This is a genomic window from Streptomyces xiamenensis, from assembly GCF_000993785.3.
Lineage (GTDB): Bacteria > Actinomycetota > Actinomycetes > Streptomycetales > Streptomycetaceae > Streptomyces > Streptomyces xiamenensis.
Genome location: NZ_CP009922.3, coordinates 65,415 through 90,548, shown reverse-complemented (window position 1 = coordinate 90,548; position 25,134 = coordinate 65,415). Strand labels below are relative to the sequence as shown.

General features: G+C 70.7%; 20 protein-coding genes and 3 pseudogenes. 14 read left to right on the top strand and 9 right to left on the bottom strand.

Annotation, left to right across the window (positions count from 1 at the left end; translation table 11 throughout):
* Nucleotides 1–4 precede the first annotated feature (4 nt).
* Nucleotides 5–889, bottom strand: a complete 885-nt coding sequence (locus tag SXIM_RS00355; RefSeq protein ID WP_052385481.1) for a class I SAM-dependent methyltransferase — start codon at nt 887–889, stop codon at nt 5–7.
* A gap of 1,064 nt (nt 890–1,953) precedes the next feature.
* On the opposite strand from SXIM_RS00355, the gene SXIM_RS00350 reads away from it, so the two are divergent.
* The 5 genes from SXIM_RS00350 (at nt 1,954) to SXIM_RS00330 (ending at nt 8,305) form a co-directional block, all read left to right on the top strand.
* Nucleotides 1,954–2,709: a tyrosine-protein phosphatase gene (locus tag SXIM_RS00350; RefSeq protein ID WP_046722585.1), complete on the top strand. Its 756-nt coding sequence runs from the start codon at nt 1,954–1,956 to the stop codon at nt 2,707–2,709.
* A gap of 52 nt (nt 2,710–2,761) precedes the next feature.
* Nucleotides 2,762–4,345, top strand: coding sequence for a nucleotidyltransferase family protein (locus SXIM_RS00345; protein WP_046722583.1), 1,584 nt, complete (start codon nt 2,762–2,764; stop codon nt 4,343–4,345).
* 35 nt (nt 4,346–4,380) lie between these two features.
* Nucleotides 4,381–5,610 (top strand): MFS transporter, encoded by a 1,230-nt coding sequence (locus SXIM_RS00340; RefSeq protein WP_046722582.1) that lies wholly within the window; start codon nt 4,381–4,383, stop codon nt 5,608–5,610.
* 165 nt (nt 5,611–5,775) lie between these two features.
* Entirely contained in the window at nt 5,776–6,504 is a 729-nt protein-coding gene (locus tag SXIM_RS00335) for a D-Ala-D-Ala carboxypeptidase family metallohydrolase (RefSeq protein WP_030738680.1), read from the top strand.
* A 673-nt stretch (nt 6,505–7,177) separates the two neighbouring features.
* Nucleotides 7,178–8,305, top strand: coding sequence for an FAD-dependent oxidoreductase (locus SXIM_RS00330; protein WP_030738683.1), 1,128 nt, complete (start codon nt 7,178–7,180; stop codon nt 8,303–8,305).
* An 85-nt stretch (nt 8,306–8,390) separates the two neighbouring features.
* Here the strand turns inward: SXIM_RS00330 and SXIM_RS00325 are convergent, their stop codons facing one another.
* Genes SXIM_RS00325 through SXIM_RS00315 form a run of 3 tightly spaced genes read right to left on the bottom strand, consistent with a single transcriptional unit; the run spans nt 8,391 to nt 11,526 of the window.
* Complete coding sequence (locus tag SXIM_RS00325) at nt 8,391–9,260, bottom strand: carbohydrate ABC transporter permease (protein WP_030738686.1); 870 nt, start codon at nt 9,258–9,260, stop codon at nt 8,391–8,393.
* The gene (locus SXIM_RS00320; RefSeq protein WP_030738688.1) at nt 9,257–10,204 is read right to left on the bottom strand and encodes a carbohydrate ABC transporter permease; all 948 of its coding nucleotides are present in this window, start codon (nt 10,202–10,204) and stop codon (nt 9,257–9,259) included. Before SXIM_RS00320 ends, SXIM_RS00325 begins: the two co-directional genes overlap by 4 nt.
* Before the next feature lie 38 nt (nt 10,205–10,242).
* The gene (locus SXIM_RS00315; RefSeq protein WP_046722581.1) at nt 10,243–11,526 is read right to left on the bottom strand and encodes an ABC transporter substrate-binding protein; all 1,284 of its coding nucleotides are present in this window, start codon (nt 11,524–11,526) and stop codon (nt 10,243–10,245) included.
* 285 nt (nt 11,527–11,811) lie between these two features.
* Here SXIM_RS00315 and SXIM_RS00310 point away from each other — a divergent pair, with 285 nt between their 5' ends.
* Both SXIM_RS00310 and SXIM_RS00305 read left to right on the top strand, forming a co-directional pair.
* On the top strand, nt 11,812–13,017 hold the full coding sequence (locus SXIM_RS00310) for an ROK family transcriptional regulator (protein WP_053116047.1): 1,206 nt from the start codon (nt 11,812–11,814) through the stop codon (nt 13,015–13,017).
* Between the two features lie 295 nt (nt 13,018–13,312).
* Nucleotides 13,313–16,456: a ThuA domain-containing protein gene (locus tag SXIM_RS00305; RefSeq protein ID WP_046722580.1), complete on the top strand. Its 3,144-nt coding sequence runs from the start codon at nt 13,313–13,315 to the stop codon at nt 16,454–16,456.
* 190 nt (nt 16,457–16,646) lie between these two features.
* Here the strand turns inward: SXIM_RS00305 and SXIM_RS00300 are convergent, their stop codons facing one another.
* Nucleotides 16,647–17,873, bottom strand: a complete 1,227-nt coding sequence (locus SXIM_RS00300) for an erythromycin esterase family protein (protein ID WP_046722579.1) — start codon at nt 17,871–17,873, stop codon at nt 16,647–16,649.
* A 58-nt stretch (nt 17,874–17,931) separates the two neighbouring features.
* Between SXIM_RS00300 and SXIM_RS00295 the strand changes: the two genes are divergently transcribed.
* A complete protein-coding gene (locus SXIM_RS00295; protein WP_030738703.1) occupies nt 17,932–18,681 on the top strand; it encodes a TioE family transcriptional regulator in 750 nt (249 codons plus the stop codon).
* Between the two features lie 52 nt (nt 18,682–18,733).
* Here the strand turns inward: SXIM_RS00295 and SXIM_RS00290 are convergent.
* Nucleotides 18,734–19,053: pseudogene (locus SXIM_RS00290) on the bottom strand (SDR family oxidoreductase); the annotation flags it as partial.
* On the opposite strand from SXIM_RS00290, the pseudogene SXIM_RS00285 reads away from it, so the two are divergent.
* The 3 genes and pseudogenes from SXIM_RS00285 to SXIM_RS27155 form a co-directional block, all read left to right on the top strand.
* A pseudogene (locus SXIM_RS00285) lies at nt 19,054–19,409 on the top strand (MmyB family transcriptional regulator); the annotation flags it as partial.
* A gap of 242 nt (nt 19,410–19,651) precedes the next feature.
* Nucleotides 19,652–20,464 (top strand): hypothetical protein, encoded by an 813-nt coding sequence (locus tag SXIM_RS00280; protein ID WP_246156796.1) that lies wholly within the window; start codon nt 19,652–19,654, stop codon nt 20,462–20,464.
* A 203-nt stretch (nt 20,465–20,667) separates the two neighbouring features.
* Nucleotides 20,668–20,814, top strand: a complete 147-nt coding sequence (locus SXIM_RS27155) for a hypothetical protein (RefSeq protein WP_168222732.1) — start codon at nt 20,668–20,670, stop codon at nt 20,812–20,814.
* Between the two features lie 320 nt (nt 20,815–21,134).
* Here SXIM_RS27155 and SXIM_RS00275 read toward each other — a convergent pair whose 3' ends face one another.
* Nucleotides 21,135–22,199, bottom strand: a complete 1,065-nt coding sequence (locus SXIM_RS00275) for a bifunctional NAD(P)H-dependent oxidoreductase/GNAT family N-acetyltransferase (RefSeq protein WP_078846792.1) — start codon at nt 22,197–22,199, stop codon at nt 21,135–21,137.
* Between the two features lie 30 nt (nt 22,200–22,229).
* Between SXIM_RS00275 and SXIM_RS00270 the strand changes: the two genes are divergently transcribed.
* Together SXIM_RS00270 and SXIM_RS00265 are read left to right on the top strand one after the other, a co-directional pair.
* Complete coding sequence (locus SXIM_RS00270; RefSeq protein ID WP_046722577.1) at nt 22,230–22,706, top strand: MarR family winged helix-turn-helix transcriptional regulator; 477 nt, start codon at nt 22,230–22,232, stop codon at nt 22,704–22,706.
* Between the two features lie 136 nt (nt 22,707–22,842).
* Nucleotides 22,843–23,148, top strand: a complete 306-nt coding sequence (locus SXIM_RS00265) for an acetate--CoA ligase family protein (protein ID WP_046722576.1) — start codon at nt 22,843–22,845, stop codon at nt 23,146–23,148.
* A gap of 20 nt (nt 23,149–23,168) precedes the next feature.
* Here the strand turns inward: SXIM_RS00265 and SXIM_RS00260 are convergent.
* Both SXIM_RS00260 and SXIM_RS00255 read right to left on the bottom strand, forming a co-directional pair.
* Nucleotides 23,169–23,392: pseudogene (locus SXIM_RS00260) on the bottom strand (transposase); the annotation flags it as partial.
* Between the two features lie 126 nt (nt 23,393–23,518).
* Entirely contained in the window at nt 23,519–23,827 is a 309-nt protein-coding gene (locus SXIM_RS00255; RefSeq protein ID WP_030738721.1) for an ArsR/SmtB family transcription factor, read from the bottom strand.
* Between the two features lie 61 nt (nt 23,828–23,888).
* On the opposite strand from SXIM_RS00255, the gene SXIM_RS00250 reads away from it, so the two are divergent.
* Nucleotides 23,889–24,917 (top strand): zinc-binding dehydrogenase, encoded by a 1,029-nt coding sequence (locus SXIM_RS00250; protein WP_046722575.1) that lies wholly within the window; start codon nt 23,889–23,891, stop codon nt 24,915–24,917.
* Nucleotides 24,918–25,134 lie beyond the last annotated feature (217 nt).

Here is a 25,134-nt window from a genome sequence, read left to right as displayed (position 1 = left end):
GCGGTCAGGAGCAGACAAAGACGGAGTTGTGCTTGGTCAGCTCGAAGTACCCGCGCTCGGCGATGCGTGCGCTGACCTGACGTTCCACATCGGCGTGCAGCGCGTCGAACAGTTCCCGCGGGATCGTGTCGTCGGCCTTGGGCAGGGCCCCGCAATACCGGTGGCCCGCGACGTAGAAGTTCATGAACGGCTCGGGCGTGGCGAAGCGCAGGGCGTCGGCATAGGGCCGCTCCTCGACCGAGGAGAAGTGCTTGGCGGCGTACTCCGCGGTGTTGTCCAGCGTCATGACGCCGCGCCGGCCGCGGGGGAGCCGGCCGATGAAGTCGGCGGGGAAGCCGACCCGCTCCATGGCCTCGAAGTGCATCGCGTACATCTCGGGCATCGAGTGGCGCGCCTCGATGGTCACCAGCGCGCGCCCGTCGGCTGCGGTCACCCGGCGCAACTCGGAGAGCACGGTGTCCGGTTCGTCGATGTAGTGGAAGATGTAGTTGGCCATCACCCGGTCGAAGGCGCCGTCGGCGTAGCGGGAGAGATCGTTGGCGTTGCCCTCGGTGAACTCCAGCGGGACCCACGCGACGGTCACGTTGCGCTTCGCCAGCTCCAGCATGGCCGGGGAGATGTCCAGCGCCACCACGCGCCCGCCGTCGCGCATCCTGCTGACGATGTCGCGCAGGATGAAACCGTTGCCGCATCCGACGTCGAGCAGGGACTCACGCCCGGTCAGCTCCAAGGACGCGAAGATGTGGTCGACCAAGGGCTGGAGGTTCGACCGGTAGCGGTTGTGGGCCATCTGCTGGGTGGCGAGTGCCACGTTGCTGCCGAAGTGCTCGCGGATGTAGTCGATCCCGAAGTGGAACTGCTCCGGCGGGGCGGTCATGCTCTGCGTCATCTGGCTGCTCTCCCGGTTCGGCGAAGCTGATCGGATGGACACGGGGCACCGGCCGTGCCGGCGGGCGGCACGGGAACGGGAAAACGCGCCATGTCGAATCGCGCTGTACGAGATGGAGGGATTCGGCGGAATTCCGGGCGGCGGCCGACCGCGGTTCCGTCGCAACCAAGGGCGGCATTCAGCTGTCTCGTCGCCCTATTGACCGCCCATTTCGGGACGGAGTTGCGAACGCCCGGGAAAACGATTGCTTTGCGGCGAGCCATGACACTAGAAGCGGCATTGGCAGCCGTCAACCACGCAAGCGTTTGATGCTCCCGTCTTCCGTTGCCGGATGTGGCGCAAAGTCTTCTCCGACCGCGTGCCCCCGCTGCGCGGAGTGACTCTTTTCCTTCCCTCCGACGGAGCCACACTGTGGCTAGATTTACGACATCGCCGGTTTTTGTGCGGCCGTGCGGGACCCGGGGATCCGCTGGGAAGTGGTCCAGAACTGCTCAAATCGTCCCGGCAAGATGACGTGCCGCGATCCGGACGGAATGGGGTTCATGAACGCCTGGCGTCCCCTTCGTTCCACCGCTGAACAGGATGAATGCGGCTGGCGCGCCGCCCTGCCGGTGCCGGCGGGCCCGACGGTGAGGGGTGGTGGAACGGTCGGAGCCGCAGGTGACGGGCGGGAGCAATCGATTGTTCGACAATAGGCCGGGGTATCGGTGAACACCGGAACGAACGGGCCACCGGACCGGCCCTCCTGCGGATCACTCATGGAATGCGGCGGACACAATGGCCCGGGCGGCCGCCTATTGGTGAAGCGCTTCCGCCCCGAGGCGTTCTTGACACCCCCCGGAGCGGAACCTAGGCTCCCGCCGAGCAGTTGCTGCTTACAGGTACCCGAGATGCCCGCGTTTCACCGCGCCGCTCCTCGGGGATCCCTCTTTTCATGCGCAACCCGGAATGATGCCGTCGCACGCCGCCGAACGGACGCGGACGTGCCGGGCCAGGAAAGCGCATTCCGGAATGCGGTCCGGCGGACGACGTTCTGCCGAACCTCGATTGCAGGGGAGAAAAACGTGCGCGCGATCGAACTCGGTTCACCCCATCTGGTGCACGACGTGGGCGGGCAGGAGATCCGGGGTGCCCCCCTCACCCGCGGCAGGCTGCTCAGGGGAGGCTTCACCACCCCCTACGCCCCCTCCACCATCGACCTGCTGCGCGGTCAGGGCCTGACCGCCGTCCTGGACCTGCGCAGCGACCGCGAAGCCGGCAAGGTACCCCAGACGCTGGCCGCGCAGCCGGACATGAGCTACCGGCGCCTGCCCATCGGCGACGAGGCGTCACGCCCGCAGCCCGGCCGGTGCGCCTCGCTCGCCGAACTGTACCTGCGGCACCTCGAACGGCACGGCCGGGCGCTCGCCGAGGCGGTGACCTTTGTCCTGGAACCCCGGGACGGTGCGGTGCTGGTGCACTGCCGCACCGGACGGGACCGCACCGGACTCGTCGTGGCGCTGACCCTCGGCCTGGCCGGCGCCCGGCCACAGGACATCGTGGCCCACCACGCCCGGGCCGCCGAGTCGGTCGCCCCGACCGTGGCCCGGCGGCGCGCCTCCTGGCTCGCGAAGGGCAAGGACATCGGCTTCTTCGACGCGATGAACAGCGGAGCCGTCCCCGCCATGGAACAGGCACTGAGCTGGATCACCCGGGAGCACGGCGACATCGCCGGCTACCTCACCGCGCACGGAGCACCCGGATCCCTGCGGGAGCGGGCGGCGCGGCGGCTGCTCCCGCCGGCGACGGACGCCGCACCGCGCGGCGGAGCCCGGCACTGACAGGGGCACGGCTCCCCGGAAGACCTGGACGAGGATCAAGACAAGGAGTGCGATGGGTAACCCGGTGCTTGACGCGGTGCTGTGGGCCGGCGGATTCAGCGACGACGCGACGGCTCTGTCGGGCGGGCGGGTCGAGGACATCGCCGGCGCGCTGGGGATCCATCGCGTGGCCGGACGGTTCCTGGTCCGGATCGCGGAAAACCCCACGATCCCCGTCTCCGACGGGCTGCTGGACGCGGTGCGCCGCTCGCACGCGCACCACGCGGGAGCGGCGGCACGCGTGGAGACGGACGCCGCATGGGTCGAGAAGGGCCTCAGGGACCACCCCGCCTGGGACGGGCGGCCGGTGCTGCTGCTGAAGGGCAACAGCGCCGCCCATCTCCTGGGCGCCGCCGGTTTCCCCCGGCTGACCTCGGACCTGGATCTGCTGACACCGGACCCCGTGCGGTACGGCCGCATCTTCGAGGACCTGGGCTATCACCGGCTGGCGAACAGCGCCTGCCACGAAGAGGCCACCTTCTCCTCGCCGGACAGGTCACCGCTCGACCTGCACGGGTACTTCCCCGTCTGGCGCTATCCGCGGGGCGACTACCAGGCATCCAACGGCGCCGGGGGCCTGGTCATGGCCGACTGGGTCTCCACCCGGAAACTGGAGTACGGCACGATCCTCGCTGGCTCCGTCCCGCACCCGGCCTCCGAAGCCGGCACGCTCAGAATCCCCGACGTCACCACGGCAGCGTTCCTGCTGTGCGCCCACGTGTTCAAGGACTACGTCGAAATGCCCTTCGTCCAGCCGATCGCCAAGGTACGGCTGGCCGAACTGTGCGAGATCCGTGACCTCGCGCACCACCCGGACTTCGACGCAGGCCGCTTCGCCGCGCTGGTACGCGATCACGAGGCCCAGGACGTCCTCGCGTTCGCACGCCACGTCCTGAGCGGCCTGGACGCGCTGCCCGCCCCGCTCGCCGGAGCCGGCCCTTCCGGCGGCCGCGACAGCTTCCCCCAGGAAGCCGGCTTCGGCCTGCTCGTCGATGTGGGGACCGAGGTGGCCGACATGCTCGTCAGGCGGGACACGCTCGGCTCCGCACCGGACGGCATCGGCACCACCCGCGTCGAAGTGGGCCCCACCCCGGCGACGTTCTCCGTCCGGGCCGACGGGAAGGAAGGGAGTGTTCCGGCACTGTGGTCGACCCCGCCGGCCCACCCCGAGGAGGGCTTCGCCGTCGAGTGCGGCGTCTCGGAGGCGGACGGCGAGATGCTCTTCACCTTCCACTCCTCGCGTGGGCTCGGCGTCTACCTCGACGAGATCGCCGTGTGTCTGGGCAACGAACTGCTCCACACGGCACGGGACGTTCACGAAGCGGGCTTCCGGGTCTTCCCCTACGCCTCGCCCACCGCGTCCGCCTGGCACGTCGACGCCTCCGGATGGCGGGTGACGCTGCGGGTGCCCGCCGAAACCGTCCGGCGTCATCGCACGGCGGACGGACACATACCGGCGCTCATCTGCTGCACCCGCTTCGTCGAGATGCCGGCCTCGGACTGGGACGCCTTCTACCGCCGCTGCATCAGCAGCGTCCTGATCCCCGTGAGACTCTCGCCGGCCACGCCGACACCGCAGGGGAGCACCCAGGGGTGACCCGGGCCCGGAACCGAGAGGAATCGTGGGTGGCGATGGCGACTGAGGTCACCCAGGAAGCCCCCGCCGTGCCGTCGGTATGGCGCAACCGTCATTTCCTGCTCTTCTTCTCGGCGCAGACCATCTCCTTCGTCGGGGACATGATGCTGCCGGTGGCGCTCACCGTGGCCATGCTCTCGGCCGGTTTCGGAGCCAGCGAGGTGGGACTGGTCCTGGCCGCCCACATCGCCCCCATGGTGGTGCTGATGCTCGTCGGCGGTGTGCTGGCCGACCGCTTCCAGGCACGCCGGATGATGATCGTCGCCGACCTCGTCCGGCTGGTGGCGATCGGTCTCATGGCGGTGGACGTCGCCGGCGGGCGGCCCTCGCTGTGGCTCCTGATCGCCACCCAGGCGGTGACCGGAGCCGCCACGGCGCTGTACCAGCCCGGCGTGGCCGGCATGGTGCCGGCCGTCGCCCCCGGCCATCTCAAGGAGGCCAACGCCGCACTGCGGATCGGGATATCCATCGGCGCGGCCCTGGGGCCGATGGGCGCCGGAATCGTCGTCGGATTCGCCGCACCGGCCACCGCCATCGCCCTCGACGCCGTGTCGTTCGCCGTCAGCGCCGTGTGTCTGTCCGTCATCCGGCTCGTGGCCGTGCCCACTCCTCGCCGGGAGAATCTGTGGCAGGGGATGCGGCACGGCTGGTACGAGTTCCGCTCCCGTACCTGGCTGTGGCCGGTCATCGGCGTGTTCGCCCTGCTCGGCCTCACCCTCTACGGGCCGTTCCAGGTGCTGGCCGCCACGGTCCTGACGGACCGGGACGGGGCGAGCGGGTACGGCCTGATGATGTCGCTCTTCGGTACCGGCGCGGCGGCCGGCGGGCTGGTGGCGATGCGGATGCGTCCCCGTTTCCCGCTGCGGACCGGGATCCTCGCACTGCTCGGCTACCTCCCGGTTCCGTTCCTCGTCGGACAGGGCGCGCCACCGGTGCTGCTCGCGCCCGCCTTCGTGGCGGCCGGCGCGGGGGCGTCGGTCTGGGCGGTGATGTGGGCGACCACGGTCCAGACCCAGATCCCCGCCGACGTGCTGAACCGCATCTACGCCTACGACCAGACGGGTTCGCTCATCCTGCAGCCCGTGGGACGCGCCCTGGCCGGCCCCGCCGCAGGCCTGGTGGGGACCGGGGCCGTCCTGGCCACCTCGTCCGTCTTCCTGCTGGCCGGCTGCGCGGCCCTGCTCGCCATCCCCGCCTTCCGCCGCCTGCCGGCCGGCCCGCCGTGAGGAGGCTCCGGGAAGAAGCCCAGGGGTCGGCGGGCGCTCCCCGGCCGGCCGGCGGCCCGGGAAACCTCCGAAGGAGAGGAGAAAGCGGCACCCGCGCAGCAGGGTCCGGCCGTATGCTTGACGCGCCCTTGTCAATTCAGCGGATGGCCGCCACTGTGCTCCCTCATGAGACGAGTGATCCGCTCCCTGGCCGCCCTGGTCCTGCTGACCGCCGCCACCCTGGTCGGCGCCGGCACCGCGTCCACCGCCGCGGCCGACAGCTGCTACACCTGGAATCGCACCCTCTCCCAGGGCTCATCCGGAGAAGACGTGCGTCAACTGCAGATAAGAGTCTCCGGCTACCCCGCCTACGGTGAGGTCCTGGCCCTCGACGGCTCCTACGGCCCGGCGACCCGGGCAGCCGTGACGCGCTTCCAGCAGGCGTACGGCCTGGCCGCCGACGGAGTGGCCGGACCCGCCACCTTCAACCGCATCTACGCGCTGCAGTCCCCGGACTGCTCCCCGGCCCACTTCAGCTTCGCCGAGCTCAACCGCTGCAACACCACCTGGGCCGGAGGCGCGGTCAGTGCCGCGACAGCCCGGCAGAACGCCCTGGTCAGCATGTGGAAGCTGGAGGCCCTGCGCAAGGCGCTGGGCGACCGGCCCATCACGGTCAGCAGCGGCTTCCGCTCGGTGGCCTGCAACAACGCGGCCGGTGGCGCCGCCAACAGCCGTCACCTGTACGGCGACGGCGTCGACCTGACCGGCACCCCGTCCTTCTGCACTCTCGCCCAGCGCGCCAGGTACCACGGCTTCAACGAGATCCTGGGCCCGGGATACCCCGGCCACAACGACCACACGCACGTCGCCCACCGCTCCAGCCGCTTCTGGTCCGCCCCGACCTGCGGCATCTGACCCGCCGACAGCCGCGCCCCCGCCCGTACGGTGACGGGCGGGGGCCCGTGTCGTTGTCCGCGGTGCCGGGACGAGCTCGGCCTCTGTGACCAACGCCGCGAAATCCAGGCGCAGATGGTGGATTCCGGAGAATCCGGTTCGGTAGGCTGGGCGTGGCAGAGGACAACCGCTCGGTGGAGGGTGTTGTGCGTTCCCCGCTGCACCACGGCTCCCACCCCTCGGCACCCGACCGGTGTCGCCAGGCATCGGTGCGAGGGCCCCTGGAATGGCGTTCCGCGGGCACCAATGGCTATGTGAGTGCCTGGGGCGCGCTGATGAATCTCTGCCCGCCCGGGAACGAGTGAGACCCCCCGGCCGTTGCGCCGGGTAACACCCGCCGGAGTCCTCGTTCCGGCCGGAGGAGATGGACCATCGCCCGGGCGCTCTCCCGGGATCAGCCGCGCGCGCCGTGACGGACGGCTGCCGCTCCGCGCTCCGACGGTGCCGGCGCCCCGGTCGCCCGCGCCGTGCGGCGCCGAACCGTGAGCCGCACCTGCCCGCACGGTCTTCCCGGGTGATCGGTCGCCCCGCCTCCCGCACCGGAAAGGCGCGCTCCGCCGTGCGCGGCCCCAGCGATCACGCCGCGCCTCACGCGTCCCCCGACATCACGTCACATCCCCGCGAGGAGAGCAGCATGCCCCGCCACGAAAACATCGCCATCATCGGAGCCGGCCTCGGCGGCCTGACGCTGGCCCGCGTCCTGCACACGGCCGGCGTCCCCGCCGCGGTGTACGAGCTCGACGCCTCACCCCGGGCCCGCCCGCAGGGCTGCGTCATCGACCTGCACGAGGACACCGGGCAGGCGGCCCTGCGAGCCGCCGGCCTGCGCCCGCGGTTCCGCGCCCGGGCCCGTACCGGTACCGCCGCGGTGCGCATCCTCGACAAGAACGCCGTCGTGTGCCGGGAGGACGGCGCGGCGGCGGACACCGTCCGCGCCGACATCGAACGCGGCCTGCTGCGTGATCTCCTGCTCGACTCGCTGCCCGGGGACACGGTCCGCTGGGGCGCGAGGGTCGCGGGAGCACGGGCACTGGGAGACGGCCGGCACGAGGTGCGGCTTGCCGACGGTTCGGTGTTCACGACCGGTCTGCTGGTCGGAGCCGACGGTGCCTGGTCCAGGGTCCGCCCCCTGCTCTCGGGGGTACGGCCGCGCTACACGGGCATGACGCTGGTGGAGACCGACCTGTACGAGGCGGACATCCGTCATCCGGAGTGCGCCGCGCTTGTGGGCGACGGCCTCTTCTACGCGCTGGGGGAGGGGCAGGGCCTGCTGGCGCATCCCCGACCCGACCGCAGCCTGCACCTCTACGTCGCGCTGACGGTTCCGGAGGACTGGCCGGTGGGTGTCGACACCACGCGCCGGGACGCGGTGGCCGCGGCGGTGCTGGAGCACTTCCAGGGCTGGGATCCGGCGCTGCGCGCACTGATCGGTCAGGCCGACGGAGCGCTGACGCCGCGGCCCCTGCACGCGCTGCCGGTCGGTCACCGCTGGGAGCGCTCGCCCGGTGTCACCCTGCTCGGCGACGCGGCGCACATGATGCCGCCGTTCACCGGGGAGGGGGGCAACCTCGCGATGCTGGACGGGGCCGAACTGGGCACCGCGCTCGCCGCCCGGCCGGGAGACACCGAAGGTGCCCTGGCCGCCTACGAACGGGCCATGTTCCCGCGTGCCGCGGCGTACGCGGCCGAAGCGGACGCCGTCCTTGACCTGTGCTTCGGCCACGACGCGCCCCATGGTCTGCTCGCCCGGCTGCCCGTGTGAGAACCGGTCTCCCCGGCCGGCCGGCAGCGACGCCGAAGCCGTACGCGTGCCGGCCGGGGAGGCGGCCCCGTTCCCGGCCGGTCGTTCAGCCCTTGAGGCTCCCGCTGATGAGGTCCAGCCGCCAGAAGCGCTGCAGGAACAGCAGCAGGACGATCAGCGGGATCACGGACACGGCGGTGCCCACGATCGCGATGCCGTACAGCGCCGGTTCGCCCGACCCCTTGGACAGCAGGGTGTAGAGACCCAGATTGATCGGGTACTTGTCCTCGTCCGAGAGCATGATGAAGGGGAGCAGGAAGTTGTTCCAGTTGCCGACGAACTGGAGCATGAAGATCGTCACCATGCCGGGCAGCATCATGGGCAGCCCGATCGAGGTGAAGATGCGGAACTCACCCGCCCCGTCGATGCGCGCCGACTCGATCGTGGCGTCCGGTACGGACGCCTCCGCGTACACCCGGGCCAGATAGATGCCGAACGGCGAGATGAGGCCGGGCAGCAGCACGGACCAGTACGTCCCGACCATGCCGACCTCGGACATGATGATGTACTGCGGGATGGCCAGCGTCATCCCCGGCAGCAGTACCCCGGCCAGGATGAGGTAGAAGAGCGGGGTGCGGCCGCGGAACGTGTACTTGGCGAAGGCGTACCCCGCGGCTGTCGACACCAGGGTGCACAGCAGGGAGCCGATGCCGGCGTAGTAGAGGCTGTTCAGCGCCCACCGCGTGAACTGGCCGTCGCCGTACGCGAAGAGATCTCCCAGATTGTCCAGCAGCCCGGTGCCCGGCTGGAAGGTGAAGGTGGAGAACAACTGCGCGTTGGACTTCGTGGCGGCGACCACGATCCACACGATGGGGATCAGCGAGTAGAACGCGCCGATCAGCAGGATCGCGGTGGGGAGCGCACCGGGGCGCCGGGGGGATCCCGCCGTGCGCGGCCGGGCCTGGGGGTCCGTCACTTGAAGCCTCCGAAGGCGCGGCGCTGGGTGGCCTTCAGCAGGGCCAGCGACAGGATCAGGGTGCCGACGGCGAGAATCACGGAGCCGGCGGCCGCCATGGGCAGGTCGTCCCGGATGAAGCCGTCGCGGTAGATGTGCATGAGCGGCACCCAGGTCTGGGATATCTCCGTCGTCATGGGCCGGAGCATGGTGGGCTCGCCGTAGACCTGGAGCGTGCCGATGAGGGCGAAGAGCCCGGTGAGGACCAGCGCGGGGGCGACCAGCGGGATCTTGATCCGCCGGGCGATCTGCCACTCGGTGCAGCCGTCGATGCGGGCGGCGTCGCACAGTTCGGCCGGGATGCCGCGCAGCGAGGTGTAGATGATGATCATGTTGAAGCCGGTGCCGCCCCAGATGGCGATGTTGGCCAGCGACGGATATATGGCGTCGCCGTCCAGGAAGGGGATCGCGCCAAGACCCAGTTCCCGGGTCAGGTAGCTGAAGGGACTGGTCGAGGGGAGGTACATGAACCCCCACATCAGGGAGGCCACCACGCCGGGGATGGCATACGGCAGGAAGATCGCGATGCGAGTGAACCGCTTGGCGCGGGAGGCCCGGTGGTCCAGCAGCAGCGCGAACAGCAGAGCCAGCCCGAGGGTGAGGGGGACGGCGATCAGCCCGTACAGGCCCAGCCTGCCGAACCCGGCCCAGAAGGACCCGTCGGTCAGGATCTCCCCGTAGTTGGCCAGGCCGACGAACACCTCGTCGCGGATGCCGAAGACACCCTCGTCGACGATGCGCAGCCCCTGGGTGCTCAGGTGCAGCGCGTAGAGGATGGGTACCGCCATGAAGGCGGTGAAGAGCACGAGGGCGGGGGCGATGAGCACGTACGGTGCGATCGTGCCGCGCCGTCGCCGGGTGCGGGGCCCGCCGTCCGGCTGCGGGCTGGTGGCTGCGGTTGCCATGGGCGGGTCACCTGTCGGGGAGGTCGTGGGGCTGCCGGTCACTGGGAGAGCCTGAAGCCGACGCGTCGCATCTCCTCGACGACGACCCGCTGGGTCTCGTGGAGCGCGTCGGGAAGGGGCGTGCCGTCGCGGACGGCGGCGGACATCGCGTCGCGGAAGGCGTCGCCCGCGGTACTGACGTTCGGGCCCCAGGTGATGTCGGAGACGGTGTGCGCCGCCGCGTGGGCGGCGACCTCCCAGTAGTCCTCCTGTCCTGCCGTCAGGGCGGGGGGAGGTCCCTGGGCGGCGGCGGTCTGGCCCTCGACGCAGGCCGGGTACTGGCCGGCGGCGATCTGGAGTTCGTAGGCGGTCTCGGCGGTGTTCATCCAGATGGCGAACCGCGCGGCGGCCTCGGGGTGGTCGGAGTTCTTGGTGACGGACAGCGCGGTGCCGCCCTGCAGAGCGACCTCCCCACCGTCGCCCTCCCAGTGGGGGAGGGGCGCGATGGCCCAGTCACCGGCCTGGCCCTCGGCCACTCCGTGGATCACGTCGGGCGCCCACAGACCGGCCGGCCAGGTCAGGACCTGTCCCTGGTTGACCCGGTTGTTCCACTCGGGCGTCAGCAGCGGTTCGGGCAGGACCAGATCACGGTCGATCAGGTCCTGCCAGTAGGCGGCCACCTCCAGCGTCCGGTCGTCGCTGATGGCGACCGTCCACTCCCGGTCCTCCACGGACCACCAGGAGGCCCCGGCCTGCTGTGCCAGCCCGGCGAAGTTGCCGAACTCGCCGGGGGCGAACGTCGTCAGATACGAGGCCGGGTCGCGTTCCCTGACCTCGGCCGCCACCTCGGCGAACTCCTCCCAGGTGGCCGGGACCGCGATGCCCAGTTCCTCGAAGCGCCGCTCGTTGTACAGCAGGACCATGGGGCCGATGTCCTGCGGGATGCCGTAGACCTGGCCCTCGAACCGGGTCATCTGCCACACCTCGGGGGTGAAGGCGTCCTCGATGTCCGTGGTGAACTCGGAGATGTCGGCGAGCACATCGGAGACGATCATGGAAGGCACGGTCGGGTACTCGACGCAGGAGACGTCGGGGGCGTTGCCCGCCCGGCTGGCGGTCAGCAGCTTCGTCGAGGAGTCCACGCTGCCGCCGGCGTCGGTGTGCCGGACCTGGATGTCGGAGTGCGCCTCGTTGAACGCGGCGACCTTGGCCGCCTGGGATCCGCTCCAGCACCAGTAGTCGAGGGTGATGACGCCGTCGCCGGCGCCGCCCCCGGAACAGGCCGCGACCAGGGACAGTGCGCCCAGCAGCGCACCGTATCGGGTATGTCCGCGCAGTTGCATGCGTTCCTCTCCTCCGGCTCGCGCGCGGCCCGCACGCGCGTCCCGGGTGACACGCCAATGACGCCCCGTCCCGGCGAAGTTGGCTTTGAGATGGAGCCAAGCTAGGTCACTCTCGTCGACTTGTCACGAGATCTTGCGCGAATTCTTTGGAATATGTGGAGTTGACGCGCCCCATCGCCGCCCCCTTAGCTTTGCCGCGAAGCCAAGTAGGCGTGTGCATCGCCTGGTTGCCCCCAGGCGTGCGGCCCGCCACCCACCGAGGATCCGCCGAGGACGGGAGTCGCCGTGCCCCCCGCCACGCCCACCCCACCGGAGCCCGCCGCGCCCGGCCCGCTTCCCCTCGTCGGCGCCTGGGGGACGGTCTCCCGCGCGGCCCGCCCCGTCGTGCGCGAACTGCTGGTCAACGGCCCCAGCACCCGCACCGATCTCGCCCGGGTGCTCGGTCTGTCCACCGGCAGCCTCACCCGGCTGACCAAGCCGCTCACGGCCGCCGGCCTCGTGGTGGAGGGCGGGACCGTCCACGACCCGGCCAACGGCCGTCCCACCCGCCCGCTGGACGTGGTGGCCGCCGACCACCACTTCCTGGGCGTCAAACTGACGTCGGACCGGCTGTACGCCGCCGTCACCGACCTGCGGGCCCGGGTGATCGCCGAGACCTCCGAACCGCTCGACGCCACCACCCCCGAGGCCGTCAGCGCCCGGATCGCCGGGGTGCGGGAACGGCTCACCACCGCGGACACGGCGCCGGTCGCCGCCGGGGTCACCCTGGGCGGCGCGGCCCGCCCCCGCTCCGACCCGGACGCCGCGCCGCGCTTCGACGCCCCGTTCCTGGGCTGGGTCGACATCGAGCTCTCCGAGCGGCTGACGCGCCGTACGGGCGTGCCCTGCGTCGTGGAGAACGACGTCACCGCCCTGGCACACGCCCAGCGGTGGTTCGGTGCCGCGCGCGGCCTGACCGACTTCGCCCTGCTGACGGTGGGGGCGGGCATCGGCTACGCCTTGGTGCGGCACGGCCGCATGGTGCCCGCCGACGCGGTGGATCTGAGGGAGTTCAGTCACCATGTGCTGGACCCGGGCGGCCCGATGTGCACCGAGGGTCACCGCGGTTGCATCGCGTCCTACCTCTCCACCCGCTCGATCCTGGCCGCCGCCGCGCACGGTCTGCGCCGGGGCGTGACCCCCGAGGAGGTGGCGGCCCTGGCCCGCGCGGGGGACCCGGTGTGCCGGAATGTGCTCCGCCCGGCGGCCTGGGCGCTGGGGGCGGCACTGGCTACCGTCGCGAACCTCTGCATGGTCAAGGACTTCGTCGTCGCGGGGGAGGGCCTGGTCCTCATCGCCGCCGAAGAGGGGTGTGTGGAGGCGGGGATCAGGGACCGGCGGCACCGCGACCACGGCTCCCTGCGGGTGACCACGCTCGCGCCGGATTTCGGCGAGTGGGCACGGGCCGCCGCGGTCACCGCCATCAGGGCCTTCGTCCTGCGGGAGGAGTGACCCGGCCACCGCCCGGCGCCTGGTGAGGACGGGGGAGGACACGGAGCCGGCGGACGGCCTGCGCGAGGGGGTGGCCGTCGTCGACGGTGTGTCCTCGCCGAGCGGGGCCCGGACGCCCGGTCCGCGTCGGATGGGTTGACGTGTACGCCTTCCATTTCTAATTTGTCATCCAGTCTTACAAATCGGGTGGTGTGGCGGCCGGGACGCCTCCACGCCCCCGCCACTCCGACAGCTCCGCCGCGGCCCTCGGGCCCGGCGACACCCCCCACGCACGCTGTTCAGTGAGGAGCACGTGGTGACAGCCGCACCCCCACCCCCACGCAGACTGGCGGCCCGCTTCGCCGTCGCCGTTCTCGCCGTCCTTGCCCTGCTGCTGGCGGGCGGACCCGCCACCGCACACCCCGACTCCGCGGACGACACCTTCCACGCCCTGGTGTTCAGCAAGACGGCGGGCTTCCGCCACGACTCGATCCCCGCCGGAATCGCCGCCATCGAGCAACTCGGCGCCGAGAACGGGTTCGAGGTCACCGCCACCGAGGACGCCGCCGTCTTCAACGACGAGGACCTCGCCCGCTACGCCGTCGTCATCTGGCTCTCCACCACCGGAGACGTCCTCGACGACACCCAACAGGCCGCCTTCGAGCGGTACATCGAGAGCGGCGGCGGTTACGCCGGTGTGCACGCCGCAGCCGACACCGAGTACGGCTGGCCCTGGTACGGCGGGCTCGTGGGCTCCTGGTTCGCCGGCCACCCCGCCCCCCAGGACGCCTCGATCAAGGTCGAGGACCACGCCCACCCCTCCACCGCCCACCTCCCCGTGCGCTGGGAACGCCACGACGAGTGGTACGACTACAGCCCCAACCCGCGCGGCGACGTCCACGTCCTCGCCTCGCTGGACGAAGACAGCTACACCGGCGGGAACATGGGGGACGAGCACCCCATCTCCTGGTGCCACGACTACTCGGGCGGCCGCGCCTGGTACACCGGCCTGGGCCACACCATCGAATCCTTCGCCGAACCGGAGTTCCTGGAGCACCTGCTCGGCGGCATCACCACCGCCGCCGGCGTCGTCCCGGCCGACTGTGGAGCCTCCCTGACCGCCGGGTACGAGAAGATCACACTCGACGACAACACCAGCAACCCGATGGAACTGGGCATCGCCGAGGACGGCCGGGTCTTCTACATCGACCGCAACGGCGCCGTACGGGTGGTGCACACCGACGGCACCGTGGCCACCATCGGCACCCTCCCCGTCTACACGGGGCAGGAGTTCGGCCTGCTGGGCATCGCCCTGGACCCCGGCTTCACGGACAACGGCCACCTGTACCTGTATTACTCGCCCGCCGGCGCCGACCCCGTCGACCGGGTCTCCCGCTTCACGGTCAGCGGCGACACCCTCGACCTCGCCGGCGAGGAAGTCCTGCTGGAGATCGACGTCCAGCGGGAACAGTGCTGCCACGCCGGCGGCGCCCTGGAGTTCGACGGACAGGGCAACCTGTACATCGCCACCGGCGACAACACCAACCCCTTCGGCTCGCCGACCGACGGCTACGCCCCGCTGGACGAGCGGCCCGGACGGGCCGCCTGGGACTCCCAGGCCACCTCGGCCAACAGCGCCGTCCTCAACGGCAAGATCCTGCGGATCACTCCCCACGACGACGGCGGCTACACCGTCCCGGAGGGAAACCTCTACGCACCGGGCACCGCCGACACCCGTCCCGAGATCTACGCCATGGGCTTCCGCAACCCCTTCCGGATCGGCCTCGACCCCAGCACGGACGCCCTGTACGTCGCCGACTACGGTCCGGACGCCGCCGCCGCCGATCCCACCCGCGGCCCCGACGGCCGCGTCGAGTGGAACATCGTGGACGAGCCCGGCTTCTACGGCTGGCCCTACTGCGTCGGCGACAACACCCCCTACCACGCCTTCGACTACGCGACCGGCACCGCCGGCGCGGCCTTCGACTGCGCCGCACCGGTGAACGACTCCCCGCACAACACGGGCGTGCGCGAACTTCCCCCGGCCGTCCCCGCCGAGCTGTGGATGGGCGCCTCCAGCACGGGCGTCCCGGAGATCGGCACCAGCGGCGCCCCGATGACCAGCGGCGCGTACGCGTACGACGCCGACCTGGACTCCGACCGCAAGTGGCCCGCCTACTTCGACGGCAAGGCGGTCTTCGCGGACTGGAACAACAGCCGGATGTTCTCCGTGCAGCCCGACGCGGAACGCAGCGGAGTCTCGGACGTCTCCCGGATCCTGGAGGAAATGGACTTCACCCGCCCGCACGCCCTGCGGTTCGGCCCGGACGGCGCGCTCTACGTCATCGAGTGGGGCAGCGGCTTCGGCGGGGACAACGCCGACTCCGGCGTGTACCGCGTGGACTACGTGCTCGGCAACCGCGCCCCGGTCGCCCGGATGACCGCCAGCCGTACCTCGGGCCCCCTCCCGCTGGAGGTCACCTTCGACGCGGCGCAGTCCCACCACCCGGACGGCACCCCGATCACCTTCGCCTGGGACTTCGACGGCGACGGCACCACGGACAGCACCGAGACCGCCCCCACCCACACCTACACCCAGGCGGGACGCTTCACCGCACGGCTGACGGTCACCGACGCCGACGGCCGCACCGCCGTCTCCAACCTCGACATCACGGCCGGCAACACCGCCCCCGCCATCGAAGTCCACGCGCCCCTGAACGGCGGGTACTTCTCCTTCGGCGACACCATCGCCTACGAAGTGTCCGTCACCGACGCCGAGGACGCGCAGATCGACTGCGCCCGGGTGATCGTGCAGCCGGGGCTCGGCCACGACGAACACTCCCACGGCTACGAGCAGTACCGGGGCTGCTCCGGAACCTTCCCGCTGCCCGGCGACGAGGGCCACACCGGGGCGAACATCTTCGGCACCGTCACCGTGACCTACACGGACGACGGCGCCGGTGACGCCCCGCCGATCACCAGCCAGGAAGTGCTGGTCCTCCAGCCGAAGCACCGCGAGGCCGAGCACTTCGACGCCACGGGGCGGGTCCCGTCCGCTCCCTCCGGCGGCACCCCCGGCGTGGAGATCGAGCCCACCGGGGACACCGCGGGCGGCGGCCAGAACATCGGCTTCATCGAGGACGGCGACTGGTGGGCGTGGGAGCCGGCCAATCTCACCGGCATCGACGAGATCGGCCTGCGGGCCGCCTCGCCCTCCGCGGGCGCGACGGTCGAGGTCCGCACCGGTGATCCGGAGGGGCCGGTGGTCGCCACCGTGCGGGTCGAGCCCACCGGTGGCTGGCAGACGTACGACGACTTCGCCGGCCCGGTGAGCGGTGAGAGCGCCGGTCACAGCGGTCCGCTGTACTTCGTGAAGACCACCGGTGAGCTCAATGTCAACTGGGTGACCTTTGTCGGACAGGGCATCAGCGAGCCCGAGGCACAGGCCGGCAGCAGCTGAACCGTGCTCCCCGACGAAGAAACCGCCCGCCCCGTTCAGGGGCGGGCGGCCACCCTTCCAAACCCGCGGTCATGACGCCGGGGTCGGCGCGCAGGGCGCCGCGCGAACAGCCGGTGGTGGCGGGCCCCCGAAGGGCCACCGCCTCACCCTCCAGGGCGCCGGACCACGACCGCCCCGGCCGGGACACCGGTCAGGCGCCCCGGTCACCGCCCGCACACCGCCGCATGTCCTTCACGAACACCATGCCGTCGAGCCCGCCCAGGTGCGCCGGGTCGAGTGGCGCGTACCCGAACCAGGACGATGTGCGAGCGGCGGGCCGCGGCTCGCCGAGAACGGAGTTCAGCCGCCGGACATCGACGACGTACCGATCATCCGGCAGCGCGTACAGCAGCCCTTCGACGCTCTTCGGCGGCGGCTCGTCCACACCCCGGTGCCGGATCGTGCCGAGCGCCGTGGCCACGAAGGCGTACTCCGCGCCCAGGTGCGCGCTCACGATGGCACCGGCGCTCCACCACTCCACCAGCGGCTGGTCCCACATCCGCATCGAGCTCCGGTCCCGCTGAAGATGGGAGTTGTGGGCGTGGACCAGCACCGGGCCCCGTTCGGCGAGCGCCAGCAGATTGTCGGCCATCATCCGGTCCCGCAGCTCCACCAGCCGGCTCATCCGGCCGGCTGAGCTGTCGGCCATCCAGAAGTGGTACCGCAGCAGACCGGTGGCGGTGCGTCCGTACAGGCGCGCCCGGTGCCACTCCTCCCGCGACCCGGACGTGGTCGGCTCGGGAGCCCGCGCGTCCAGGAGCGCCACCAGGTCGTCCGCGAGCAGCATCAGTTCCCTGGCCCGCGCCGACTGCCCCACGGACCGGGAGGCGTCCGTCATCGCGGCCGGCTCCGTCCACGGCTCGTCCGCCCCGAGCAGCCGCTCCAGTGTCTCCGTTGTGCAGGGCAGCAGGTCCGGGGCGACCCGCGCCGCGAGGTAGTCGTACAGCGCCACAAGGGCGTACCGGGGACTCGCCGCACCGGTGATCTCCAGCGGGCCGTCGAAACCGGCGAACCGCACGCACTCGGCGACCGGCCGCCCCTCGTTGTACGCCCGTACCCAGCGCACCAGTTCACGGTTGGCCCCGGAGGACCCGAGCCCGTGGCTGAACCCCCCTTCCATCGCCCGGTCGAGATCGTCCGTGCCCCCTGTGACGTACTCGTCCACCACCAGGCCCAGCAGGCAATCGCTCTCGATCGCGATCGTCCGGTACCCCTCCCGCTCCACGAACTGCCGGAACAACTCGTTGCGCACCTCGAGCAGCGACTCCTCACCGTGAGTGGGCTCCCCCAGGGCGAGCACCCGCGGCCGGGCCGGAAGCAGCCGCATGACGGAGGCGGCGTCGACGGCATGAGCGCTGTCCTTGACATCAATAGCCATGGCTTCAACGCTATCGTTGAAGCTCCGGTTGAAACTTTTGCGCGACAACGGCAGGAACATGGGAGCAAACCCTCAAACCGCTGAACGGCTCAGGCCGATCGACCTGGCCCGCCGGCACGGTCTGTCCACGCAGGCGGTCAGGAACTACGAGGAGGCCGGCATCCTTCCGCCGGCCGCCCGCACCCCGCACGGCTATCGCCGCTACACCCCGCTCCACGCCCAGGCCCTGCGCGCGTTCCTGGCCCTGGTACCCGGGCACGGCCACCACACGGCCACATCGATCATGCGAGCGGTGAACGAGGAGAGAGCCGAAGATGCCTTCCGCCTCATCGACGAGAGCCACGCCCAACTCCGCGAGGACCGGCGGACCCTGCACGCCGTCCGTGCCGCCCTGCACGACCTGACCTCCACCCAGCAGCCCGCGCACGACGCACCCGCCGGGCCGGAGGGAGCGCTGATCGGGTCCTTGGCGGGCCGGCTCGGCGTCCGCCCCGCGACGCTGCGCACCTGGGAACGCGCCGGACTCCTCCGCCCACGGCGCGACCCGCGCACCGGATACCGCGTCTACGACGAGGCCGATGTACGCGACGCCCGCCTCGCCCACCAGCTCAGACGGGGCGGCTACCCACTGGCACGGATCGCTCCACTGCTGGACCGGGTACGGCAGGCGGGGGGCGTGGAACCACTGGAGGCCGCACTGCACGACTGGCGCGAACGGGTCTGCGCGCGCGGCCGGTCGATGCTGGCCGGCAGCGCCGCGCTGGAGGCATACCTCCAGGACCGCGCACGAGCCCCGGAACCCGCGTGACCGCTCCCTGCGTGCCCGAGAGGGGACACGCTCCGCGCACGGCCGTTGAACGTCACCGGGCGGTGCAGCCGCCGTCCACCGGCAGAGCGACGCCGGTGACGCAGCCGGCGCCGTCGCTGCTCAGCCAGAGGACGGCTTGGGCGAACTCCTCGGCGGTGCCGAGGCGTTCGATGGCCTGGCCCGTTTCGGCCCGAGCGCGGCCGAGTTCACCGTTGGTGATCATGGCGTCGACCATGCGGTGGCGATGGTGCCGGGACAGACCGCGTTGACAGGCACGCCACGCGGGCCGTACTCGAGGGCGGCACTCCTGGTCAGGCCGATCACGCCGTGCTTGGCGGCGCGGCCGGGGTTGCCGACGAGGCCGCCCAGGGGGATCTGGCCGCCGACATCTCCGTGGCCATCCTGCGCACCGAAGCCGGCCGCGACCCCCACGACAAGGACCTGCACGACCTGGTCGGCGAGCTGTCCACCCGCAGTGACGACTTCCGCACTGCTGGGGAGCCCACAACGTCCGCCATCACAGCACGGGCACCAAGCGCTTCCACCACCACGCCGTCGGCGACCTGACCCTCGCCCACGAGGGCCTGGAGATGGCTGCCGAACCCGCTCTCACCCTGACCATCTACACCGCGGAACCCGGCTCGGCCTCCGAGGAAGGACTGCGCCTGCTCTCCTCCTGGTCCGCCACTGCGGAGGCCGAGCGCTCCTCCCACCAGCCGTCCGACTGACCGCAGCCGTCACGTACCGCCGCGTGTCACGCCCAGGTCGGGAGGGGCGCGCACGAGTGAGGCCGGGGCGGGACTGCCTGCCGTTGCCGACGCCGCCGGGCGCCGAGAGGAAATCAGGAGTCCCCCGCAACCAGGCGGGGTACAGTCAGCGCTGTGAAGTGATCTCCCCGGTGGCGCTCCCTGAGCCGTCACACACGCGAAACCGTCAGTTCCACACAGCTGTTGGCTGTGCATGTTTCTGCATGGAGATCATCGCGGTGAACGACATCACGCCCGCCTCCTCCGCCCCTCCGTCTCGCGGCGCCACACCCGAGGCGACGGTGGCTGCCTTCGTGTCCCGGGCCGAGGTGGATCCCGCCGTTGTCGGGCTGGTCCTCAGCGGATCGCAGGCACACGACGGCATGACGACTGGGCACTCCGACTACGACGTTCATGTCATCACACAGGATCAGGGTCATTCCGCAGTACGTGAGCTCGACGGTTTCCGCTCCGAGCACCTTGACATCGTGGTCATGCCCCTCGCGGACTTCCTGATTCGCGGGCTACCCGGCGACCCGCAAGGCTGGCAACGGTATGCCTATGTGCACGCGCGTGTGCTGCTCGACCGGCTCGACGGGACGATCGCCGAGATCCTCGACAGGAAGCGGAGGCTGGGCCTCGAGGAAGCGTGGAATGCGGCCAACGGATACCTCGATGCCTACGTCAACCAGACATTCCGATCACTGAAGAGCCACCGTGACGGCCGCGCCGCCATGAGTCACCTCGATGCCGCCGAGAGCGTGCCGTTCGCGCTGGAGGTGCTCTTCGCACTGCATCAGCGCGTGAGGCCCTACAACAAGTACCTCCGGTGGGAGCTGGAGCGGTATCCGTTGAGCGGACCGCAGTGGGAGGTTGACCACCTGCTGAACACCCTCCTGCGCATCATCGCCGACGGCGATCCGGACACGCAGCGCTCACTGTTCACCGATATCGAAGAGGCAGCCCGCCAGGCCGGTCACGATCAGCTCCTGGACTCCTGGGGCTCCGATCTGAACCTGCTGCGTCGGCAGACCTGAGGGACAGCTGACACCGTCGCGGCTTTCGGGTGGTCGCACCCGCACCGGTGGTGCCATGTGTCCCGGCTCCTTCCCCGGTGATCTGGTCACCTACGGTCATGTGCCCGAGGGGCGAGTAGGGCGAGGGAGACGGCGAGAAGGCGGTCGGTTTGCTCGCGCGGCACCCGGCCGTGCAGCCAGGCGGCGGCGCTTTCCTGCAGAACATGGTGACCGGGGACGGAGGGATGGCCGCCGAAGGCCGGATCGCCGGACCGTACGGCACGGGGCGGGTGGCCTACATCGACGCGTACGACATCGCCGTGTCCGCCGCCGTACCGCTGACCGGGGAGGTGGGCGCGGGCCGGACTTAGGTACTCACCGGTCCCGAGGCGTTGACCCATGGCGAGATCGCCGAGCCGCTCGGTATCACCTACCACGACGTCCCGCCCGCACAGGCCGCCGCCGGGCTGCGGGCCAACGGGCTGCCGGAACGTTTCGTCGCGGAGCTGCTGGCTCTGTGGGCGGACATGGCGGCCGGCGGCCTCGCCCATCTGACCGAGGACGTACAGGAGCTGACCGGTCGGCGCCCGCGCACACTGGAGGAGTTCCTCCGTGCCCACCCGCGTGTGAGCAAGCTCTTCAGCATGTTCGAGGCGGAAGTTGAAGCCGGGCGGGTACGGACCAGTAGCACTCAGGCACGGACAGTTTTGGCGAGGTGGACCACGCCGTCGTCCGCTGCCCCGGGAAGCGGAGCATACCCCTGACTCTCGTAAAGGGTGATGTTCCGGCTGCTGGCGGCGCCGGTGGACAGGACGATACGCCGGCAGCCCTGCCCGGCTGACTCAGCCATGCGAAGCAGCCATCGGCCCAGACCGAGTCCGCGCAGGTCGGGGACGACTGCGAGCCGCCCCACGTTCAGGTCATCGCCGCTGCGACGCGTCCGTACCATCCCGAGAAGCCGCCCGTCCTGCCACAGGCCCGTTGCGTGCCAGTCGGCCAGCCATGTGCGCACCTCGTGGGGCGACTCGTGCAGGGCCGGTATCGCGAGGGTGCTGTTGGCAACCGCCTCCTCGGCCCAGCAGCAGCGCTGCAGCACCGTTACCTGCGGCGCGTCGCCCGGGGTGAGGCGCCGTGCGTACGAGCCGGCGACGGGTCCTGCCACCGCGCTCGCGCGCCCGCGCTCGCGCAGCGGGGTCAGGGCGTGAGCGACCCGCACCAGTTCCGCAAGCAGCCCCTGGGCGGCGTCGCCGAAGGGCGCCCCGGGGTGGAAGCGGCCCTCTCGCGTCGCGTCCGCGATCCGGATCGCGACGGTCGAGCCCAGGGGGACGAGGCGAAGGGTCGTCATCACCTGCTTGGCGTGCTGGACCGCTCGCGTGCCCGCCGAGGTGTTGCCGTAGCTGACGAACCCGACGGGCTTCCAGGCCCACTCCGGGCCAAGGTAATCGAGCGCGTTCTTCAGGGTCGCGGGCATCCCGTAGTTGTACTCCGGTGTCACGACGATGAAGCCGTCGGCCTCATCGACGATCGCGCTCCACCGGCGCGTGTGCGCGCGGTGGTAGATGCCGGTCGAGGGGTGCTCCTCCTCGTCCAGAAAGGGCAGCTGCATATCGCCGAGGGCCAGCGGCGTGAGGGCCACATCCAGTGTGAGTGCGCTCGGTGCGAGCGTCTCGGTCAGCCATGTGCCGACTGCCGGGCCCAGCGCGCCGGGACGAGTACTGCAGGTCAGTACGAGAACGCGCAGTGTTGTCGTTGACATGGAAATGAAGCTAGCTGGTAAGTTGATTACATGTCAACGAGAGCGTCTGGCAGTGCTACCCGCTGGCTCGGTCCGGAAGAAGAGCGCGCCTGGAGGGCATACCGCCGCATGGTGACCGCCGTGCAGGCCCGCACCGCACAGGACCTGGCCGAACTCGGGCTGTCCGAACCCGACTACGAGGTGCTCAGCACCCTGTCCGAGCGCACCGACGGCACGAGCACCCTGCGTGAGCAGGCCGCCAAGATGGGGTGGTCTCGAAGCCGTTTGTCCCGCCAAGCCACCCGCATGGAGGCACGTGGGCTCCTCCGCCGTGCACCGGACCCGGCTGACGGCAGGGGCTGCCTCCTCGTTCTCACCGAGAGGGGACTGGACACACTCCGGCAAGCCGCTCCCACTCATGTCGCATCGGTGCGGCGCCACTTCGTCGACCAGCTCGATCCCCAAGAGCTCGCGGCCCTCGGCCGCATCGCCGCCAAACTCGCCGGCGAGCCAGAGGAGTTCCTGTAGAAACGGTGACCCCGAGCTGCGGGCACCGCTCGCATCCGCACGTCAACGCCCGCTACGGATCGGACCAACAATCGAAGCGCCGCCGCAGTGATGGTGCGAAGAGAACAGCATTCAGGAGGGCCGATGTCGGCCGATCGTGGTGCTGTCCACCGGAGGAGTCCCCGCTGAGCTGTACGCCGACTCCGCCGTGAGCCTCGCCCCGGTCGATCACGACACGGCGCTGGAAATGGTCCGTGGGGTCGAGGGACTGGCCGTGCTGGACGGCTACCGAGGTGCGCCAGAAGCCGATGTCGACGCCCTCGCTCAGGTGATCGTCGTCCTGTTCCGACTCGCGGTGGACCGGCCCGATGTGCTCGAGGCGGAGGTCAACCCGCTCTTGTTGGGGCTTGCCGGCTCCGGGGTGAGCGCACTGGACGCCCTGGTGCGGATCGCGCGCCACTGACAGACCGGAAAGTGGCGCTGCGAGACGTCCAGGGCGAGCACGATCCGCCCGTCTGCCGCCCTCGGCGGCGGCAGATCCGCCGGCGCGCGGCGCAACCTTGTCGGCTCCAGTCGGCCATGATCCAGGGCCGCGTACAGCGCATCGTGCCCGCGCCGGTGCTCGACCGCCCAGGAGAGCTCGACCAGGGTTCTTACCGGCCCGTCCGCGCGCAGCACCGCGTCGGTGAGCCGAAGAGCGCGTCCGCACAGCCGTGGCGGCCGTTCCTTCAGGCGATGTTGCTCGACGCCTCGAAGGGTGAAAGATGTCCTGCTGCCCCTCGAAGAACACGAGATCAGCGGGTCGAGTGAACCGGTGATGTTGAACGCCGAGTTTAAAAGACGTCGCGAAGGGTTTCCAAGAGGCGGGCGATGTTCGCCTCGTCGCGGCGGTAATAGGTCCACTTTCCCCGCCGGGTGGCGATCACCAGTCCTGCTTGCCGGAGCATCGCGAGGTACTGCGAGGTGGTCGGCTGGCTCAGGCCCGAACGCCGCTGGATGTCGGTCACACAGACGCCGATCTCGATGTCCTCGGGCTCCTGACCGGGGAAGCTCATCGGCTCCTTGAGCCACACCAGCATCTGGCGGCGGGCGGGGTTGGACAGGGCCCGGAACACAGCCAGCAGCTCCGCCTCCGAGATCACTGGCTCATCGTAGCGCAAAATCACATTGACGATTAGCAATATGTCAATCTATGGTGCCTGCATGTCTACCTCGATGCATGTGATGGAACTCGTCCGCTTCGGTGGCGCGGACGCCGCCTTCGCCGCCCGGGAGTTGCCAAGGCCCACTCCGGGGCCCGGGCAGGTGCTGGTGCGTGTGATGGCCACCTCGGTGAACCCCCTCGATCTGCAGACCCGGCGCGGTGACTACCGCGACCAGGTGGCGCTGCCCGCTGTGATCGGCAACGATGTGTCCGGCGTGGTGGTCGGGACCGGCCCCGGGGCGGACGACTTCCAGCCCGGCGACGAGGTCTGGTACCTGGCACCGGTGTTCGCCGGGCAGGGAACCTATGCCGAGTTTCACGTGGTCGATCAGACCCTGGTCGCCCGCAAGCCTGCGAGCCTGCCGCACATCGAGGCAGCCGGTCTCGCACTGGTGGGCGTGACGGTGTGGGAGGCTCTGGTCGAGCGCGCCGGGGTGCGGGCCGGGGAACGGGTCCTGGTGCACGGCGGAGCGGGCGGGGTCGGCTCGGTCGCCGTCCAGGTCGCCCGCGCACTGGGGGCCGAGGTGGTGACCACCGCGCGGGCCAGGGACCACGAGTTCGTCACCGGGCTGGGAGCCGACACCGCGATCGACTTCTCGACCGGTGACTACGTGCCACAGGTCCGCGCGCTGGGCGGGGTGGACGTCGTGCTGGACACCGTGGGTGGGGACACTCTCACCCGCAGCCCGGAGGTCCTCGCTGACCGGGGCCGCGTGGTGTCCATCGTGGACATCCCCGAGCCCCAGAATCTGCTTGCGGCGTGGGGCGTGAACGCGACCTATCACTTCGTCTTCGTCAGCCCCGGCCGGGCGAAGCTTGAGGCCCTCGGTCGACTGGTCGACCGGGGAGAACTCCGTCCGGTGATCGGCACCGTGCTGCCGCTGGCCGACATCGCGCAGGCGCACGCGCTGTTGGAAGGCGGCTCCGCCGGTGAGGGTCGCCGGCGCCCGAGCGGCAAGATCGCCGTCGCTGTGCACCCGCTGGGCGAGCCGCCGCACGGGACCGCGTCCTCGCCTCAGAAGGGCTGAGCGCTTTTCGGATCGCCTCGCCGGCCGGGTAAAGCAGGTGGCGAGGCGGAGTCCGGCGACACGGATGGCGGCGGTCTCGCCGTAGCGGGCGGCGAGGACCTGTCTGGCCGACCACGCGGATCCTCGCCGGCCGGCATCGTCCCGACCCCCTCGCATGACCGTCCCACGCCGCTTCCCGTCCCCGCCGACATCCACCACCACGCACCTGCTCCGGAAG

Bases quoted from the DNA above. Each gene is read 5' to 3' on its own strand.
- SXIM_RS00345 (WP_046722583.1), top strand. From the start codon at position 2,762: ATGGGTAACCCGGTGCTTGACGCGGTGCTGTGGGCCGGCGGATTCAGC.
- SXIM_RS00300 (WP_046722579.1), bottom strand. From the start codon at position 17,873: ATGGCTATTGATGTCAAGGACAGCGCTCATGCCGTCGACGCCGCCTCC.
- SXIM_RS00280 (WP_246156796.1), top strand. From the start codon at position 19,652: ATGGAGATCATCGCGGTGAACGACATCACGCCCGCCTCCTCCGCCCCT.
- SXIM_RS00270 (WP_046722577.1), top strand. From the start codon at position 22,230: ATGTCAACGAGAGCGTCTGGCAGTGCTACCCGCTGGCTCGGTCCGGAA.
- SXIM_RS00340 (WP_046722582.1), top strand. From the start codon at position 4,381: ATGGCGACTGAGGTCACCCAGGAAGCCCCCGCCGTGCCGTCGGTATGG.
- SXIM_RS00275 (WP_078846792.1), bottom strand. From the start codon at position 22,199: ATGTCAACGACAACACTGCGCGTTCTCGTACTGACCTGCAGTACTCGT.
- SXIM_RS00315 (WP_046722581.1), bottom strand. From the start codon at position 11,526: ATGCAACTGCGCGGACATACCCGATACGGTGCGCTGCTGGGCGCACTG.
- SXIM_RS00295 (WP_030738703.1), top strand. From the start codon at position 17,932: ATGGGAGCAAACCCTCAAACCGCTGAACGGCTCAGGCCGATCGACCTG.
- SXIM_RS00330 (WP_030738683.1), top strand. From the start codon at position 7,178: ATGCCCCGCCACGAAAACATCGCCATCATCGGAGCCGGCCTCGGCGGC.
- SXIM_RS00355 (WP_052385481.1), bottom strand. From the start codon at position 889: ATGACGCAGAGCATGACCGCCCCGCCGGAGCAGTTCCACTTCGGGATC.
- SXIM_RS00335 (WP_030738680.1), top strand. From the start codon at position 5,776: ATGAGACGAGTGATCCGCTCCCTGGCCGCCCTGGTCCTGCTGACCGCC.
- SXIM_RS00250 (WP_046722575.1), top strand. From the start codon at position 23,889: ATGTCTACCTCGATGCATGTGATGGAACTCGTCCGCTTCGGTGGCGCG.
- SXIM_RS27155 (WP_168222732.1), top strand. From the start codon at position 20,668: ATGGTGACCGGGGACGGAGGGATGGCCGCCGAAGGCCGGATCGCCGGA.
- SXIM_RS00320 (WP_030738688.1), bottom strand. From the start codon at position 10,204: ATGGCAACCGCAGCCACCAGCCCGCAGCCGGACGGCGGGCCCCGCACC.